This is a genomic window from Streptosporangium sp. NPDC000509, from assembly GCF_042898365.1.
Taxonomy (GTDB): Bacteria; Actinomycetota; Actinomycetes; order Streptosporangiales; family Streptosporangiaceae; genus Streptosporangium.
In genome coordinates this window covers 1-17,129 of sequence record NZ_JBIAYX010000037.1, presented here as the reverse complement: position 1 = coordinate 17,129, position 17,129 = coordinate 1, and the positions used below count along the sequence as shown (strand labels likewise).

11 protein-coding genes and 2 pseudogenes are annotated in these 17,129 nt (G+C 68.6%); 8 read left to right on the top strand and 5 right to left on the bottom strand.

The annotated features are described in order from the left end of the window. Window positions 1–127: 127 nt before the first annotated feature. From ACFY3D_RS39195 to ACFY3D_RS39180, 4 genes and pseudogenes are all read right to left on the bottom strand, one after another. Window positions 128–793, bottom strand: coding sequence for a B3/4 domain-containing protein (locus ACFY3D_RS39195; protein ID WP_389989551.1), 666 nt, complete (start codon window positions 791–793; stop codon window positions 128–130). A gap of 166 nt (window positions 794–959) precedes the next feature. Beyond that, a pseudogene (locus tag ACFY3D_RS39190) lies at window positions 960–1,133 on the bottom strand (helix-turn-helix domain-containing protein); the annotation flags it as partial. Window positions 1,134–1,290: 157 nt separating this feature from the next. Further along, complete coding sequence (locus tag ACFY3D_RS39185; RefSeq protein WP_389989549.1) at window positions 1,291–3,822, bottom strand: glycoside hydrolase family 9 protein; 2,532 nt, start codon at window positions 3,820–3,822, stop codon at window positions 1,291–1,293. Between the two features lie 217 nt (window positions 3,823–4,039). Beyond that, window positions 4,040–4,930: a glutathione S-transferase C-terminal domain-containing protein gene (locus tag ACFY3D_RS39180; protein ID WP_362521461.1), complete on the bottom strand. Its 891-nt coding sequence runs from the start codon at window positions 4,928–4,930 to the stop codon at window positions 4,040–4,042. A gap of 297 nt (window positions 4,931–5,227) precedes the next feature. On the opposite strand from ACFY3D_RS39180, the gene ACFY3D_RS39175 reads away from it, so the two are divergent. The 3 genes from ACFY3D_RS39175 to ACFY3D_RS39165 all read left to right on the top strand — a co-directional run bounded on the left by ACFY3D_RS39175 (window position 5,228) and on the right by ACFY3D_RS39165 (window position 7,160). Then, window positions 5,228–6,016, top strand: a complete 789-nt coding sequence (locus tag ACFY3D_RS39175) for an ABC transporter ATP-binding protein (RefSeq protein WP_389989547.1) — start codon at window positions 5,228–5,230, stop codon at window positions 6,014–6,016. Beyond that, complete coding sequence (locus ACFY3D_RS39170; RefSeq protein ID WP_389989545.1) at window positions 6,013–6,534, top strand: NADPH-dependent FMN reductase; 522 nt, start codon at window positions 6,013–6,015, stop codon at window positions 6,532–6,534. The genes ACFY3D_RS39175 and ACFY3D_RS39170 overlap by 4 nt, the downstream gene beginning before the upstream one ends. 119 nt (window positions 6,535–6,653) lie before the next feature. Further along, a complete protein-coding gene (locus ACFY3D_RS39165) occupies window positions 6,654–7,160 on the top strand; it encodes a flavin reductase family protein (RefSeq protein WP_389989543.1) in 507 nt (168 codons plus the stop codon). A gap of 220 nt (window positions 7,161–7,380) precedes the next feature. On the opposite strand, the gene ACFY3D_RS39160 is transcribed toward ACFY3D_RS39165, so the two are convergent. Next, window positions 7,381–8,439 (bottom strand): dihydrodipicolinate reductase, encoded by a 1,059-nt coding sequence (locus ACFY3D_RS39160; RefSeq protein ID WP_389989541.1) that lies wholly within the window; start codon window positions 8,437–8,439, stop codon window positions 7,381–7,383. 352 nt (window positions 8,440–8,791) lie between these two features. Here ACFY3D_RS39160 and ACFY3D_RS39155 point away from each other — a divergent pair, with 352 nt between their 5' ends. From ACFY3D_RS39155 to ACFY3D_RS39135, 5 genes and pseudogenes are all read left to right on the top strand, one after another. Further along, window positions 8,792–9,688 carry an SDR family oxidoreductase gene (locus ACFY3D_RS39155; RefSeq protein ID WP_362907200.1) on the top strand — a complete coding sequence of 299 codons (897 nt, stop codon included), beginning with the start codon at window positions 8,792–8,794 and terminating at the stop codon, window positions 9,686–9,688. 443 nt (window positions 9,689–10,131) lie between these two features. Then, a complete protein-coding gene (locus ACFY3D_RS39150; RefSeq protein WP_389989539.1) occupies window positions 10,132–13,659 on the top strand; it encodes a ThuA domain-containing protein in 3,528 nt (1,175 codons plus the stop codon). A 130-nt stretch (window positions 13,660–13,789) separates the two neighbouring features. Next, window positions 13,790–14,974: an ROK family protein gene (locus ACFY3D_RS39145; RefSeq protein WP_350949742.1), complete on the top strand. Its 1,185-nt coding sequence runs from the start codon at window positions 13,790–13,792 to the stop codon at window positions 14,972–14,974. Between the two features lie 14 nt (window positions 14,975–14,988). Then, entirely contained in the window at window positions 14,989–16,500 is a 1,512-nt protein-coding gene (locus ACFY3D_RS39140; protein ID WP_389989536.1) for a sugar ABC transporter ATP-binding protein, read from the top strand. 304 nt (window positions 16,501–16,804) lie between these two features. Further along, a pseudogene (locus tag ACFY3D_RS39135) lies at window positions 16,805–17,129 on the top strand (ABC transporter permease); the annotation flags it as partial.

Genomic DNA, 17,129 nt, shown 5'->3' with positions numbered 1-17,129 from the left:
TGGCTCGGACCTGCGCCAGTCTGACGGCAGCTTCCTTGCCGATCCTCTCAGTACGGGTTAAAACGGTCACTCACCGGGTAACCGTTTACTCGCTGAGCCGCTGGTCAGCCCGGTACGGCGGGCATGATCAGCTCGGCCAGATCAGCCGGGACTCCACCCGTATCCCCGGAGTGACATCTTCGAGAAGCCCGGCCAGCTCGTCCCCGGCCGCGCGAAGCTCCTCCGCCGACAGGGGCGCGAGCCGCTCCAGCAGGAACAGCGCGTCCGTCGTCTCCTCGGTGATCCGGGTGCGGACGCACTGCCGCCAGTTCCAGCGGCGGCAGGTGACGCCCCTGTCGTCGCGCCAGACGACCTCGCCGGCCTCCGGACGGTCGATCGCGGGCTCGCCCTTCTCGACGACCTCGAACGGCTCGTCGCCGTTCGCGCGCACCAGCCTCGCCGTTCCCTCGTAGCGGGCGAGGTCCTCCCCGCCGATCGGCAGGCCGTGCCTGATGCTGATCGCGTTGTAGGCGTCGACCACCTTGTTGATCTCCGGCGGCGGCATCCGCCTGACCAGCGCGTCCACCGACGGCCTGGTCCGCTGCGGCTTCGCCCCGAAACCCCGGTAGGCCTCCCGCCACGACTCGATCCTCGGGTCGTCGGTCGCCACGGCCTTCTCCGCCGCCTCCGCCAGCCAGGCCCGCGACCTGTCGTCGGTGGGCCCGTTGCGCAGTCCGTACACCCCCATCACCAGCACCCCGAAGTCGGGCCTGAGCGCGCTGACGGCGGGATCCACCCGGATGTCCTCGATCACGGCCCCAGTTTAGGGCGCCCCCACCACCTTGAAGTGGTGTCAGGCGGCCGCGTGGGGGGTGAAGGTGACGTTCAACTCGGCGTCCAGTGCTCTCGCCAGGCGTCGGAGCAGCGCCAAAGTCGGGGTGCCCCCCTGTTTCCAGGCGGGCCACCTGCGGCTGGGTCATTCCGGCCCGCTCGGCCAGTTCGGCCTGGGAAAGGCCGAGCTCCGTCCGGCGGTTGTAGACCTGCTGACCCAGAAGCAACGCCTCACGGGCCTCCTGGTAGACGTCGGCTCGGCGCTCGGCGCCCGTCCGCTCCCACGTGTTGTGAGCTGTGTTGTGAGCTGTGTTGTGAGCCATGCCCCGCTCAGTCCTGCTCGATCTCGATGACATATAGCCTCACGGACCGTGAGGCTATATGTCATCGACCATATGATCCGTGATACCTCAACATTGATAAGCGCAGGTCACGGGCTTGAGCTTCTGATTGTGGACGTATGGGCTCACATCACCCGGGTTACGTGCAGAGGTTGCCGTTGAGGAGGAAGCGGTCCGGTCGGGGGTTGGGGCCGGGGGCGTCGGCGCCGAGGAAGCCGAAGGTGATCGATCCGCCGGGCTTGATGGTCTTGTTCCAGGCGAGGTTCTTCGCGGTCACGGTCGAGCCGTCCTGGGTGATCGCGGTGCTCCAGTGCTGCCGTACGCTCTGGCCGCCCAGGAAGGACCAGCTGAGGGTCCAGCCGTCGATCGCCTCGGTCCCGTTGTTGGTGAGGGTGACCTGGGTGTTGAACCCGTCGGGCCACTGGCCGTGGTTGGTGTAGGTGACCTTGCACGTACCGGTGGCGGCGGCGGGGGTCTCGAGGTAGGAGGCGATCCAGGCGAGCGGGGAGTTCCAGTTGATCGTCAGCTCGTTGGTGGACCACGACTCGATGTCGTCGATGTAGCAGAACTGGGGCTTGCAGCCCTGCAGCTTCGCCTGGGCGACCGGGTCCTGGATGGAGGAGTTCGGGCCTCCGGCCAGGGTGCCGCGCGGCGGGTTGGGCAGGGACGGGTCGAGCTGGTGGGCGTACCAGCGGCTGTGCTGGTTCTTGGAGGCGACCTCGCCGTAGCCGGTCACGTACGACTGGTTGAGCGCGTTGCGGCCGAAGATGTAGTCCAGCCCCTCAAGCACCCCCTCGTGGTACTTCGCCTCGCCGCTCAGGTCGTGGGCGACGGCCATCACGACCATGTTGTTGATCACCTGGTGGCTGGAACCCCAGTCGTACTCCGCCGGGTTGTAGGGAACGCCGTACGGGTGGGCCTTCTGGACGGCGAGATACTTGTCCGCGCCTTCCAGGATCGACTCGCGCACCCGCGCCCGGTCGGGGAGCGCGTTGGGCACGGTCGCCAGCTGCAGGCGGCCGAGCTGGGCGGTGTTGCCCCAGTCGAAGCCCCGGTCGCGCCAGATGTCGTCGGTGTGGTGCGGCGAGGCGAGCACGTAGTCCTTGAACTCCTTCTCGCCGGTGGCGATATAGAGCTCGGCGGCGGCCCAGTAGAACTCGTCGGTCACGTTGTCGTCGTTGTAGGCGCCGCCGCCTGTCCCGTCGGCGGGGTCCGCGTACCGGGTGGGGTTCGCCTTCGCCGCCGCCCACGCCTTCCTCGCCGCGGCGAGGTTGCGCGCGGCGAACGCGGCGTCGTAGGGGGCGAAGAGACGGGCGGCCTGGGCCGCCGTGGCGGCCAGGTTGAGGGTGGCGGCCGTGGAGACCGGGTGCAGCTCGCGCGGCTGGGGGTCCAGGTGCGGCATGAGGGGCAGGCCGGTCCACGCGGCGTCGTGGATCTTGTGGTGGGCCATTCCCGCGTACGGCTTCCCGTCGGGGACCTGCATGCTGAGCAGGAACTCCTGCTCCCAGCGGGCCTCGTCGAGGATGTCGGGCACCCCGTTGCCGCTCTCGGGGATGTCGAGGTCGCCGTCCTTGTGGACGCCGTCGGTCTTGGCGCGCTCGAAGGCGGACATCAGCTGGTGGACGGAGACGCCGCCATTGACGACGTACTTGCCGTGGTCACCCGCGTCGTACCAGCCGCCCTTGACGTTCAGCGTGTAGTCGCAGACGCCCGGCTGGCAGGGCACCTCGATGTCACCCTTGTTGGGGGCGACCCCGATGTGCCCGGCGGGCCTTCCGTAGCCGGGGCGGAGCTCGTCGAGGATCGGGATGCCGCTGCGCTGGGTGTAGTAGAACTTCAGCGCGTCGGTCCTGAGGTCGCTGTAGACGTCCGCGCCGATGTCGAAGGGCCGGCTGGTCTCGCCGTCGGCCTCCAGGGTGTAGCCGGTGCCGGGCGTGGTGGCCGTGCCGAAGTCGATCGAGTGCACGTTCTGGCCCGAGCTCTCGTCGACACCGCGCGGGAGGGTGTCACCCTCGGCGACGGTCTCCCCGCCGCGCTTGAGCTTCCAGCCGGTCGACTCCGTCTTCTCGGTGACGAGGGTGGCGTTCTTCGGCCCGGAGGGCAGGTAGCCGACCATGTTCACCCGAACGCGGGGTCCGGTGTCCGGCTCGTAGACCTCGGGCTCGGCACCGCCCTTCAGTGAGACGTTGTCCACGCAGAACCTCCAGGGGGTGGCGCTGCCCCCGATTTGGAACGCCACCTGCCCGTTCGGCAGGTCCACGGGAGAGGTGAAGGTGTAGCGGTAGTCGTTACCGGACACGCTCAGCTCGGGATTGGCCGCCAGATACTGCGTGTAGGGGTCCACCGGCAGCTGGACGAGGGCCTTGACCACCCGGCCGGGCGTCGCGATCCCGAAGAAGGAGAACTCGTACGTCTCGTCCTTGACCAGGGGGATGTCGTTCTGGCCGACGATGACGTCCCACGGGTTGACGGTGTTGCCGGGGACGTCGGCGCACAGGCGGCCGTCTTCGACCTCCAGCGTGGTGTTGCCGGTGCTCCACCAGGGGGCGGTGCCGCTGTCGAAGGTGCCGTTGACGATCTGTTCTGGGCCGTCGGCCACTGCGGGCAGGGGGGTCAGGGTCATCATGGTCACGGCCGTGGCGAGGGCGAGCCAGGCGGGAGGTCTGCGCACGGAGGATCCTTTGGGCGGGGGGAGGTTCCAGGTTGTGGGAGCACGGGTCCGAGGATCCCGGTCGGAGAGATCCAAGTGGGAGCGCTCCCACAACCTGGATGCCCGATGTTTCCAGCGCGTTTCGCCGATCGTCAACCGTTACCCCTCCCGACCCGCCCGCCGACCCGGGGAATGACCGATTTGTCGGATGAAACTTTCACGTCGCCGAGGCATTCCCTCAGGGAGCGGTCCAGTCGATCTCCGGCCCCCGTGGCACGATCCCGCTGGGGTTGACGTTCGTCTGGGTCACGAAGTAGTGCCGCTTGATCTGATCGAAGTCGGTCGTGTCGCGGAACGCGGGGATGGCGTACAGCTCGCGGGCGTAGGCCCACAGGACCGGATAGTCGCTCAGCCGCCGAACCGAGCACTTGAAGTGCGAGTTGTAGACGGCGTCGAACCTGGCGAGCGTCGGGTAGAGCCGCACGTCGCTTTCGGTGAGCGCGTCGCCGTGCAGGCGGCGGCGGGTGGACAGCCGCTCCTCAAGCAGGTCGAGCGTGGCGAACACATCGGTGACCGCCTCGTCGTACGCCTCCTGCGAGCGGGCGAACCCGGCGCGGTAGACGCCGTTGTTGAGCCCCTGGAAGATCACCTCGTTGAGCGCGTCGATCTCCTCGCGCAGCTCCCGCGGGTAGAGGTCGGGCGCGCCCTCGGCGTGCCAGGGCGCGAAGGCCGTCTCCAGGGTGAGGGTGATCTGCGGGTAGTCGTTGGTGACCATGCGTCCGGCGGTGATGTCCCAGACGCAGGGCACCGTGTAGCGGCCCTCGTAGCCGGGGTCGGTCGCCAGATAGAGCTCGGAGAGATACTCCACCCCGGTCACCGGGTCGCCCCCGGGGATCCGCCAGCCCTTCTCATCCCTGATCGGGTCGACGATCGTCACCCCGATCACCTCCCGCAGGCCCAGCAACTCGCGGACGATGAGCGAGCGGTGCGCCCAGGGGCAGGCGTAGGAGGCGTAGATCTGGTAGCGGCCCGGCTCGGGCGGGTGCTCGCCGCCCTCCTCGATCCGCGTCGTGAACCGGTTCGGCTGCCTCTCGAAGCGGCCGCCGGAGATCTCCTTTTCCAGTTTCATCCTTCGACGGTACGTGACCTTCGGGGGGCGTGATCCGGCCGGTCGCGCGTTCCTCGCGAGGTATTTCATGTACAACCAGTAGGAAATATTGACTTGGCGCCGGGCGGTGCGTACTTTCTCTGTTATGGGCGTCTATCTGACTCGGTGCACGCACGTCGATCTCTGCCGCGTGTTCAGTGCGCAGTGTCCGTGATCACGAATCGACCCGCAGTCTCCTCCCATATCTCACAGGACGCATATCGTGATCAAGATCAGACATGTCCCCGCCCTCGGCGGCCTCCGTCTCGGGGGTGCCCGATGAAGCTCAGAATCCAGGGGGTCGGCAAGGAGTTCGCCGGCCGTGACACCCGGCGTTCCTTCGCCGCCCTCGCCGGCGTCGACCTCGACGTACGGGAGGGGGAGCTGCTCACCCTCGTCGGGCCGAGTGGCTGCGGCAAGTCCACCCTCCTCGACCTGATCGCGGGGCTCGCCGCCCCGACCGCCGGCCGGATCCTGCTGGACGGGATCCCCCTCGAAGGGCCCGGCCTCGACCGGGGGGTCGTCCTGCGGCAGTACGCGCTGTTCCCCTGGCGCACCGCGCTGTCCAACATCGAGTTCGCGTTGGAGGGCAGGGCCGCCACGAGGCGGGAGCGCGCCGACCTGGCCAGGGAGTATCTGGACCTGGTGGGGCTGGGCGGGCTCGGCGACCGCTACCCCCACGAGCTCGCCCACGGCATGCCCCAGCGCGTCGCCATCGCCAGGAGCCTCGCGACGGATCCGGCCCTGCTGCTGCTCGACGAGCCGTTCGCCGCGCTGGACGCCGGGACCCGGGAGTCGCTCCAGGAGGAGCTGCTGCGAATCTGGCAGAAGACCGGCACGACGCTCCTGTTCGCCACCCGGAGCCTCGACGAGGCCGTCTATCTCGGCCGGCGGGTCGCGGTGATGACCGCCAGGCCCGGCCGGATCCGCGGGGTCGTCGAGGTGGATCTCGGCGCCCGCGAAGGTGACCCGAGGGATGGTTCCCGCTTCGGCGAGCACCGCCACGAGGTGTGGAGACTTCTCCGTTCCGACATCGACCATGACCAGAAAGCACCGGTGGCCTCATGAGCATCGTGACCGTGGTGGGAAACCCCCGACCGGGATCGCGCACCCTCGCGGTGGCCGTACGGGCGGCGGAGACCGTCGCCCTGCGGATCGGGGACGGGGAGGCTCCGGAGGTCGTCGACCTCGCGGTCCTCGCCCCGCTGCTGTTCGCCCCAGAGACGGCTCCGGAGGTGAAGGCCGCGCTGGAACTGGTCGCCGGGGCCGACGTGCTGGTGGTGGCGAGCCCGACCTACAAGGCCACCTACACCGGCCTGCTCAAGGTCTTTCTCGACCGGCTGCCGGGCGGCGCGCTCGCCTCCGCCGTCGCACTTCCGCTCCTGGTGATGGGTGACGCCAAACACTCGCTCGCGGTGGAGGTCCACCTCCGGCCGCTGCTGGTGGAGCTCGGTGCGACCGTTCCCACACCGGGCCTCGCGGTGCTGGAGTCGCGGATTCCCGACCTCGACGCCGTCCTCGGGCCGTGGGCCGACCGGGTCGGCCCGCAGGTGGCCGCGGCGTTCGGGGAAAGGGTCCGTACGTGACACCGGGAAGAGATGACGGACGTAATGGGTTTTGAAAGGTGTCCTTTGTTCCTCGGAGGGGGAAAAGTGACCAAGTGGAGCATCTTGGTGGTACCCCACATCGTCATGAGCGAGGTTTCATGACCGAGACACTGTCGAGCCGCGCGGTCGACGCGGAGAGCTTCCGGCGAGCGCTCGCCGTCCACGCGGCGGGGGTCGTCGTCGTCACCGCGCAGGTGAACGGCGTACCGGTCGGGCTCACCGCCACCTCGTTCTCGTCCGTGAGCCTCACACCCCCGCTGGTCTCCTTCTACGTGGACCGATCCTCCACGACCTGGCCCCGGCTCAGGCAGGCCGATCACTTCGCGGTGAACGTCCTGGCCAGCGACCAGGCCGAGGTCGCCTCACGTTTCGCCAGGAAGGGCGTCGACCGCTTCGCCGCTCCCACCTCCTGGACCCCCGGGCACCTGGGCACCCCACTGCTGGGCGGTGTCTCGGCCCACCTGGTCTGCGCCCCCCACTCCACCGTCGACATCGGCGACCACGTCCTCGTCGTCGGGCTCGTCATCGAGACCGGCCTCGAACCCGGCGGGCGCCCGCTCCTGTATCACCAGGGCCGCTTCGGGCGTTTCATCCCGCACCCCTGATTTTTTGGGAATTCTCCGGCCGGGCTCGCGGGAACGTCTCACGGGTCTGGCCGGAGAAGGCGGTGAGACAGGGGAACCGGGAACGGCAGAACGGGAAAAACACGGTGCGGAGCCGGTGATCAGCAGGTCGACGCATCCACAAATCCGCTTATATCCGCTTATTCGGTAAAGGCGCTAAGTGTCGCTCTGGGGGCGCCTCGGAGGGGGCCGAGGAGGATCCTCAGGCGAGACGGACGGTACCCCGGCCGGTGACGAGGGGGAGATCCAGCGCGGTGTGGATGCCCGGCGGGGCGGCGCAGAGGGCGGCGACGGAGTTGACGGCGTGGGCGGCGGCGCCGGCCAGGCCGTGGGAGATCTCGTCGACCGTGAGCATCAGCTGGGGAACGCCCTCGATGTGGACGCTGAAGCCGGGGTCGGCCCAGCGTCGCACCCGGGTGGCGTCGGCCTTGTAGACGCACTCCACGGTCATGAAGGGACGGCCGCGGACCAGCCCGCTGAACATCCAGCGGGACGCGCACACGGTGCCCGCCCTGACCGGTCCCGCGGCGATCTCGAACTCCTCCGCGGCGAGCTCGAACTCGTCGCGCTCCTCGACCTCGTCGAGGGCCACGCCGAGGTTGTCGGCCACGAACTGGACGCTCTCGGCGAACAGCGAGCGCTGGAAGGCGCGGAAGGGGCGCACCGCGGCGACGTAGTCCTTGGCCGAACGGGTGAAGCCGAACAGATCCACCACGATCTGCCGGGACGGGTGGCCCCGGAAGTCGGACGACTCCCGGACGTAGATGTGGTCGACGCGGCTGGACAGGCCGGTCAGCGTGAGCGGCAGCACGTCGCTCATGAAGCCCGGGTTGACGCCGGTGCCGTGCAGGGACGATCCCCCCGCGCGGCAGGCGGCCTCCAGCCGCTCCACCACTCCGGGGCCGTAGCACTTGGGATACACGAACCCGGTGGTGGTGATGACGTTCTTGCCGGTGGCGAGCAGCGCGCAGATGGTCTCCACGTCGCTCGGACGCTCCCCGCCGAAGTAGGACGCCGGCAGGGGCATGTGCAGCACGCAGTCGGCCTTCGCGGCGAGGATCTCCTCGACGTCGTCGGTGCAGACGACACCGGCCTCGGGGAGCCCCACGAGGGTCCCCGCGTCCTGTCCCACCTTGTCCGGGCCGTAGACCAGAACCCCGGCGAGTTCGAATTCCGGCCGGGTGATCAGGCTGCGCAGGGAGTATCTGCCGACGGCGCCCGTGGCCCACTGGACCACGCGCAGGGGCGGCGATAAGGACATATAGGGCCTCCAGCCCAAAATATTGGGCGGGGCCTTACTGGGAAAAAGTGAGGGGTGTCGTCGTTGACCCTCGCCCGTGTGAGGCAAAAACTTTAGCAGAAATTAACGCGGGTGCTTACTGTGCGCAATGATATCCGGCATTCTCGGTTACCGTCGCGCGCTTTCTCGGTAATGGTCCCCGCGATGGTGTCGAGGGGGTCGCCGACGGCTCGCCCCGGTTTCGCGAGCGGTGTCCGGGAAGGTTTCACGGACTCCGTCGTGAGGTGACCTCCCGGGGTGCCCATGGCATCGCGAGGGTCGGGCGGGCTATTGTTCAGACGACTAGAATTATGTTCTCGTGGGAGGATTGCGGATGTCAGAGCTGCGGTTTGACGGCAGGGTCGCGGTCATCACCGGCGCGGGGCACGGACTCGGCCGCTCGCACGCGCTGTCGCTCGCCGAGCGCGGCGCGAAGGTGGTCGTCAACGACCTGGGCGGGGCGCTGGACGGCACCGGCGCCTCCGCGGGCCCGGCCGCCGAGGTGGTCGAGCTGATCAGGAAGGCCGGCGGGGAGGCGACCGCCAGCACCGACAACGTCGCGACCCCCGAGGGGGCCCAGGCGATCGTGCGGACCGCGATCGACACCTACGGGCGGCTGGACATCGTCGTCAACAACGCGGGCATCCTGCGGGACAGGTCCTTCGGCAAGATGAGCGTCGAGGAGTTCGACCAGGTCCTCGCCGTCCACGTCCGGGGCTCCTTCCTGGTCAGCCGGGCGGCCTTCCCGCATCTCAAGGAGCGGGGATACGGCCGCATCGTCAACACCAGCTCGCCGGCCGGGCTGTTCGGAAACTTCGGCCAGGCCAACTACTCCACCGCGAAGATGGGGCTGGTCGGCCTCACCAAGACGCTCGGCATCGAGGGTGCCAGGGCCGGGATCAAGGCCAACGCGATCGCGCCGATCGCCTGGACCCGGATGACCGAGGAGCTTCTGCCCGCGGAGTTCGAGGCCAAGTTCACCGCGGAGCGGGTCAGCGCGCTGGTGACCTTCCTGGCGCACGAGGCCTGCGAGACCAGCGGCGAGGTCTTCAGCGTCGGTGGTGGCCGGATCGCGCGGGTGTTCGTGGCCGAAGGGCCCGGCTGGCGGCAGGACGACCACACCGTGGAGGACATCCGGGACAACTGGCAGGCGATCCTCGCCGAGCAGCCGTACCTCACCCCGACGACGCTCGGCGAGCAGGCGACCGCCTCGATGAAGGCGATGCTCTGAGCGCCGCACGCTGACCGCCTGACCGGGACGGCCGGGCGGGTACAGGGTGGCCGGCCGACGTTCGCCGAAGGGCGCTCTCCGAGGGAGGGCGCCCTTTTTGTTGCCCAGGACGGTTTCGGGGTGGTTGCGCGTTTGGTTTGGGATGACCAAAAAAGGGTCGGGCGATGCGGGATTCAAATGAGTCGTTCGATGGGGCCTGAAGGGACTGCCTGGACGGAGCCGCTTTCGCCGTACGGGGCGCGCCTTTCTGCCTTGACTGGACAATCTTTTGCTTGACTGTCGTCAGAACCCATCCTTACCATCCTGAAATGGAGAGGAAATAAGCCAGAAACCACCAGGCTTTTCGACTTTTTGCCGCTCTCTCCCGGCATCGTCGCGCCGTTCGGCCCGTCAGGGCCGCCCGGTTCGTTTCGCATGTCCTTCTTAACCCCCCAGGAGATTCCATGCGCCGCCAGCTCACCGCCTTAATGGTCCCCATCCTGCTCCTGTTATCCGTGGTCTCCGGGGTCTCGATGGCCTCGGCGAACGCGGGAGCCGCGAAGGCGGCCGCCTTCCGGGTGCTGCTGTTCACCGAGACCGCCGACTACGTGCACGCGTCGATCCCGTCCGGCATCACGATGGTTCAGCAACTCGCCGCCGCCAACGACTTCGAGGTCGTCCAGTCCGCGAACTCGAGCGTGTTCAGCGACGCGGGCCTGGCGGGCTTCAACGCGATCATCATGTTGCAGAACTCCGGCATGGTCTGGGACAACGACGCCCAGCGTCAGGCCATGCAGAGGTACGTCAACAACGGCGGCGGGATCGTCGCGATCCACAACACCACGGACATGAACATCGAGGCGCAGTTCCCCTGGTGGGACCAGCTCATCATGGGTGGCGCGCACATGACCGCGCACTCGGCCACCGTGCAGGGCACCGCGAAGGTCCTCGACAAGAAGCACCCCTCCACCGTGGGCCTGCCCGACCGCTGGACGCGTACCGAGGAGTGGTACAACTTCAGCAAGAACATGCGGGGCGACGTCCACGTCCTGGTCGCCGCCGACGAGAGCACCTACGACGCCGGCGGAAACAAGATGGGCCCCGACCACCCGATCTCCTGGTGCCGTAACGCCGAGGGCGGGCGCGTGTGGGCGACCGCGATGGGGCACGAGAGCGCCTCCTACAACGAGGCCAACTTCCGTCAGCACGTGCTCGGCGGCGTCAAGTGGGCGGCGGGCAACGCCGCGGGCGACTGCGGCGGCACCGTGTGGAACCGGTACCAGAAGGTGACGCTCGACAGCGCGCCCGACCAGCCGATGGGCCTGGACGTCGCTCCCAACGGGGACGTCTACTACATCGCCCGTTCCGGCAAGCTCATGCTCATCCGCAAGAGCAACGGCCAGATCGTGACCGTCGGCACGCTGAGCGTCTACACCGGCGGTGAGGACGGGCTGATCGGCCTGGCCCTGGACCCGAACTTCGCGACGAACCGCTGGGTCTACCTCAACTACTCGCCGACCGGTTCCGCGGCGATCAACCAGGTCTCCCGGTTCACCCTGAACGGCGACACCCTGGACATGTCCAGCGAGAAGAAGCTCCTCTCCATCCCCGCGACCAGGGTCGACGAGCCGGGGCACACCGGCGGGTATCTCACCTTCGGGCCGGGCGGGAACCTCTACATCGGCGTCGGCGACGACATCAACCCCTTCGCCTCCGACGGGTACGCGCCGATCGACGAGCGTTCCGGCCGCTCCAACTACGACGCGCAGAAGACCAGCGCCAACACCAACGACCTGCGCGGCAAGATCCTGCGGATCCACCCGGAGAGCAACGGCACCTACACGATCCCCTCGGGCAACATGTTCGCGCCGGGCACCGCGCAGACCCGCCCGGAGATCTACGCGATGGGCTTCCGTAACCCGTTCCGGTTCTCGGTGGACTCCGAGACCGGCTGGATCTCGGCGGCCGACTACGGCCCCGACGCGGGATCGGCCAACGCCAACCGCGGGCCCGAGGGCACCGTGGAGTGGAACCTGATCAAGTCGCCCGGCTTCTACGGCTGGCCGTACTGCGTGGGCAACAACATCCCGTTCAACGACTACAACTTCGCCACCTCCACCTCGGGGGCGAAGTTCAACTGCTCGGCGCCGGTGAACACCTCGCCCAACAACACGGGTATGACGAACCTGCCCGCGGTCAAGCCCGCCACCGTCTGGTACAACTACCACCTCGTGCCCGAGTGGCCGGAGATGGGCAACGGCGGCGGCGCGGCCCCGATGGGCGGGCCGTTCTACCACTACGACGCGGCGAACCCCTCGGAGACGAAGTTCCCCGCCTACTTCGACGACACCCCGTTCTTCTACGAGTGGAGCCGTAACTACCTGATGGAGATGCGGCTGGACGGCAGCGGCAACATGCTGAAGACCAACCGCTTCCTGTCCAACCTCGGGTTCAGGTCGCCGCTCGACATGAAGTTCGGCCCCGACGGCGCGATGTACCTCATCGAGTGGGGGGTCGGCTACGGCGGCACCAACCCCGACGACGGCGTCTACCGCATCGACTACATCAACGGCGGCTCTCGCGCCCCGGTCGCGAAGGCGAGCGGGACGCCCACCTCCGGCCAGGCGCCGCTCACCGTCCAGTTCTCCTCGGCGGGCTCGGCCGACCCGGACGGGGACGCGTTCACCTACGCGTGGGACTTCACCAGCGACGGCACGACCGACTCCACCGCGGCGAACCCCTCGTTCACCTACACCGCCAACGGCAACTACACCGCCAAGCTCACGATCACCGATCCGTCGGGCAAGAAGGGCTCGGCGACGGTGCCGATCACGGTCGGCAACACCGCGCCGGTGGTGAGGTTCGGCTCGCCGCCCGACGGCACGGCCATCAACTTCGGTGACTCGGTCCAGTACACGGTGACCGTCACCGACCCCGAGGACGGCACGATCGACTGTTCCAAGGTCACGGTGGTCACGGCGCTCGGCCACGACACCCACAGCCACGACACCGGCCAGTTCACCGGCTGCTCGGGGACCGTGGTGACCACGAACTCGGGTCACGACGCGGACGCCAACACCTTCTACGTCCTCACCGCGACCTACACCGACAAGGGCGGCCTGTCCAGCACCGCGAACCTGATCCTGCAGCCCAGGCAGAAGCAGGCCGAGTACTTCACCGGCTCGTCCGGGGTGAGGATCGTCGACCAGGCCGGCGCGCAGAACGGCAAGCGTGTCGGTGACATCTCCAACAACGACTGGATCTCCTTCTCGCCGATGAGCGTCCAGGGGGTGGCGTCGGTGAGCTACCGGCTCTCCTCCGCCTCGGCCGGTGGCTCCATCGAGCTGCGCGCGGGCTCGCCCACGGGGCAGCTGCTCGCCACCACGTCCGTGCCGAACACCGGCGGCTGGAACAACTACCAGCAGACGGCCGCCACCTCGGTGACGGCGCTGACAGGCAGCCAAACGCTGTACCTGGTGTTCAAGCACCCGACGGCGAACCAGTTCGACCTCGACTCCTTCACCCTGAACGCGACGGGGGGTTCGACCGGAGAAGGACCCGTGGCAGGCGGCGTCTACCGGCTGACCGCCGTGCACAGCTCCAAGGCGGCCGATGTGGAGGGCCAGTCCACGGCCGACGGAGCCAGGGTGCTGCAGTGGACGGCCGGTAGCGGCACGAACCAGCAGTGGAGGTTCACCGCCGCGGCGGGCGGCGCCTTCACCCTCACCGGTGTCCAGAGTGGCAAGTGCCTGGACGTGAACGGCGGCTCCACCGCGTCGGGAGCGACGATCATCCAGTGGACCTGTCACACCGCCGCCAACCAGCAGTGGAAGTTCGCCGCCGGGACCAACGGCGCCTGGAAGATCACCTCGGCCGCGAGCAACCTGTGTCTCGAGGTGCCCGGCGCCTCGACCGCGGACGGCACGCAACTCACCCAGGCCACCTGCGGAAGCGGTAACAACCAGCAGTGGAGGCTCACCCGGGTGAGCTGACGGGAGCGGTCAAGTTCGCCGACTTTTGCTGATAGCTGCAAAAGTCGGCGAACCGTTAGGTAAAAGTGATTCACAAATCCGTCTAAAGAGGGTTAGCTTCTGCACACCTGCTCGGAACAGGGAGGGTGTCGTGAAGCGGACCGTCGCTCGGCCGGAGAACGCGTACCAAGCCGCGCTTCTCCGGCTGTTGCGCGAGAGGGCGCGGTCGCGCGCCGAACTCGGCGACGTGACCGCCCTGTCGCGCTCCCGGCTCAACCTGGAACTCGACCGGCTCATCGAGCTGCGCCTGGCCGAGCAGGCGGGGCTCGCGGCCTCGCGCGGCGGGCGCAGGTCCGGCCTGGTACGGCTCTCCGGAGACCTTCGCTTCGCCGGTGTCGACATCGGCGCCACCTCGATCGACGTGGTCGTCACCGACGGCGAGCTGGAGATCCTCGGCCACCTGAGCGAGCGGTGTGACGTGCGCGACGGCCCCGTGGCGGTGCTCGACCAGGCGATGGAGATGATCGCCAAGCTGGGTGAGCAGGGACTGTTCATCCAGCTGCACGGCGCGGGGGTCGGCCTCCCCGGGCCGGTCAGCTTCCGGGAAGGGGTCCCGGTCGCCCCCCCGATCATGCCCGGCTGGGACCGCTATCCCGTCAGGGAGGCGGTCGGCCAGGCTCTCGGCTGCCCCGCCGTGGTCGACAACGACGTCAACATCATGGCCCTCGGCGAACTCCACGCCGGGCTGGCCAGGCAGGTGGACGACTTCCTGCTCGTCAAGATCGGCACCGGCATCGGCTGCGGGATCGTGGTGGACGGCAAGATCTACCGGGGGGTCTCCGGCAGCGCGGGCGACATCGGCCACATCCGCGTCGACGACCAGGGACCCGTCTGCGCCTGCGGCAACGTCGGCTGCCTGGAGGCCTACTTCGGCGGGACCGCCCTCGCCAGGGAGGCCACGGCCATCGCCGGACGCTCGGTCTATCTGGGCCGCCGTCTCGACGAGACGGGCACCCTCACCGCCGAGGACGTCGCCACGGCCGCCGAGATGGGCGACGCCCACGCGGTACGGCTCATCCGCGACGGCGGGCGCAGGGTCGGCACGGTGCTGGCCGGGCTCGTCAGCTTCTTCAACCCCGGCCTCGTGATCATCGCGGGAGGGGTGGCCCAGCTGGGCCACCTCCTCCTGGCGGAGATCAGGAGCGTCGTCTACCGGCGGTCGCTGCCCCTGGCGACCGGCAACCTGCCCATCGTGCTCTCCGAGCTGGGACCCGACGCCGGCGTGGTCGGCGCGGCCAGGCTCAGCAGCGACCACGTTTTCTCGGCCCCACGATGAACCAGCGAGGCCCCATGTCGGAAGTCACGCCCCTTCTCCTCATGCGAGGGATCGTCAAGCAGTTCCCCGGAGTGCGCGCCCTGGACGGCGTCGACCTGGAGGTCCGTGCCGGCGAGGTGCACTGTCTGCTCGGCCAGAACGGTGCCGGGAAGTCCACTCTGATCAAGACCCTGGCCGGTGCCCACCAGCCCGACGAGGGGACGATCACGCTGAACGGCGAGGAGGTGCGGCTGTCGAGCCCGACCGCCGCGATCAGGCTCGGGATCACCACGATCTATCAGGAGCTTGACCTGGTGGACGGGCTGAGTGTGGCCGAGAACGTGTTCTTGGGGCATGAGCCGGCCCGGCTGGGGTTCGTGAGCCGCGGGGAGTCGGCGCGGGCGACGCGGGAGTTGCTGGCGCGGCTGGGGCACGGGGAGATCCGCCCGTCGCTGGAGGTGGGGCGGTTGTCTCCGGCGGCCAAGCAGGTGGTGAGCATGGCGCGGGCGTTGTCGCACGACACCCGGTTGATCATCATGGACGAGCCGTCGGCGGCGCTCGCCCATGACGAGGTGGGCAACCTGTTCCGGATCATCCGGGAGCTGACCTCGCAGGGGGTGGCGGTGGTCTACATCTCGCATCGGCTGGAGGAGATCCGCGAGATCGGGGATCGGGTGACGGTGCTGAAGGACGGTCGCACGGTCGCGGTGGGCCTGCCGGCCAAGGAGACGCCGACCTCGAAGGTGGTCTCGCTGATGACCGGCCGCAACGTCGAGTACGTCTTCCCGCCGCGCCGTACGGAACCCGCCGCGGGAAGAGAGGTGCTGCGGGTCGAGAACCTCACCGTCCCCGGCCATGTCTCCGATGTGTCGTTCTCGGTGCGGGCGGGGGAGATCGTGGGGCTGGCCGGTCTGGTCGGCTCGGGCCGTTCGGAGATCATCGAGGCGGTGTACGGGGCGCGGCGCTTCTCCGGGCAGGTGATGCTGGAGGGCAAGGTGGTGCGCCGGGGCGGTGGCACGACCAATGCGGTGCGGCTGGGCATGGGGTTGGCGCCCGAGGAGCGCAAGGCGCAGGCGTTGCTGCTGGACCAGAGCGTGTCGCGCAACATCAGCCTGGCGAGTCTGGGCCGGTATTCGCGGCTGGGCTGGATGGATCGGCGTCGTGAGGCGGCGGACGCGCGGGAGATGGTGCGGGCGCTGGAGATGCGGCCGGCCGATCCGGAGCGGCCGATCAAGACGTTGTCGGGTGGTAACCAGCAGAAGGCGGTGCTGGCCCGCTGGTTGCTGAACGATCGCAAGCTGTTGTTGCTGGACGAGCCGACCCGCGGGGTGGATGTGGGGGCTCGGGCGGAGTTGTACGCGCTGGTGCGGCGGCTGGCCGACGAGGGGATCGGGGTGTTGCTGGTCTCCAGCGAGGTTCCCGAGGTTCTGGGGCTGGCCGATCGGGTGCTGGTGTTGCGTGAGGGCCGGGTCATTCGTGAGGCCGGTGCCGGTGAGCTGGACGAGCACGCCGTCCTCGACATGATCATGGAGGGGAGCGCCCTGTGACCGGCTTCCTCCCCTTCTTCCCCGGGATGCCGGGGATCCCCACCCCTCCGGTGGACCCCGCACACGCGGGAGACCTCCGGCACACCAGGAGCGCCGGGTCCCCTGGACGCGCCAGGAATCTCGCAGGCGCCGAGGACCCCGCACACGCCGGAAGCCTCGCACGCATCGAGGATCCCGCACACGCCGGGAGCCGCGCACGCGCCGAGGACTCCGTACCCGCCGGGACTAGCGAAAGGAACCGACAGGTCTTCATGGACGTCATCTCTCTCCCTTCCGGAGCCCCGATGAGCGCGGCGGTGCTCCGGTGAAGCCGCCCGTGGACGAGCACGACCGCGTCGAGACACCCGCACCCGGACCCGCCGCGAAGAGCCCGCTCGCCCGTCTCGGCGAGACGCGCCACCTCGGGTTGGTGGTCGCGCTGGTGATGCTGGCGGTGGTGGGTCTGGTCACGGTGCCCGACACCTTCGCCACGACCTCGAACATGGTGAGCATCCTGTCGCTGGCGGCGACCATCGGGGTGATCACGGTAGGTATGACGTTCGTGATCATCGGTGGGGGTATCGACCTGTCGGTGGGCGCGATCATGGCGTTGGCGTCGGTGTGGGCGACGACGCTGGCGACGCAGTCCT

What these genes read in the sequence shown, in the direction of transcription:
- ACFY3D_RS39180 (WP_362521461.1), bottom strand. Translation starts at nt 4,930, where the DNA reads ATGAAACTGGAAAAGGAGATCTCCGGCGGCCGCTTCGAGAGGCAGCCG.
- ACFY3D_RS39170 (WP_389989545.1), top strand. Translation starts at nt 6,013, where the DNA reads ATGAGCATCGTGACCGTGGTGGGAAACCCCCGACCGGGATCGCGCACC.
- ACFY3D_RS39155 (WP_362907200.1), top strand. Translation starts at nt 8,792, where the DNA reads ATGTCAGAGCTGCGGTTTGACGGCAGGGTCGCGGTCATCACCGGCGCG.
- ACFY3D_RS39175 (WP_389989547.1), top strand. Translation starts at nt 5,228, where the DNA reads ATGAAGCTCAGAATCCAGGGGGTCGGCAAGGAGTTCGCCGGCCGTGAC.
- ACFY3D_RS39140 (WP_389989536.1), top strand. Translation starts at nt 14,989, where the DNA reads ATGTCGGAAGTCACGCCCCTTCTCCTCATGCGAGGGATCGTCAAGCAG.
- ACFY3D_RS39165 (WP_389989543.1), top strand. Translation starts at nt 6,654, where the DNA reads ATGACCGAGACACTGTCGAGCCGCGCGGTCGACGCGGAGAGCTTCCGG.
- ACFY3D_RS39150 (WP_389989539.1), top strand. Translation starts at nt 10,132, where the DNA reads ATGCGCCGCCAGCTCACCGCCTTAATGGTCCCCATCCTGCTCCTGTTA.
- ACFY3D_RS39160 (WP_389989541.1), bottom strand. Translation starts at nt 8,439, where the DNA reads ATGTCCTTATCGCCGCCCCTGCGCGTGGTCCAGTGGGCCACGGGCGCC.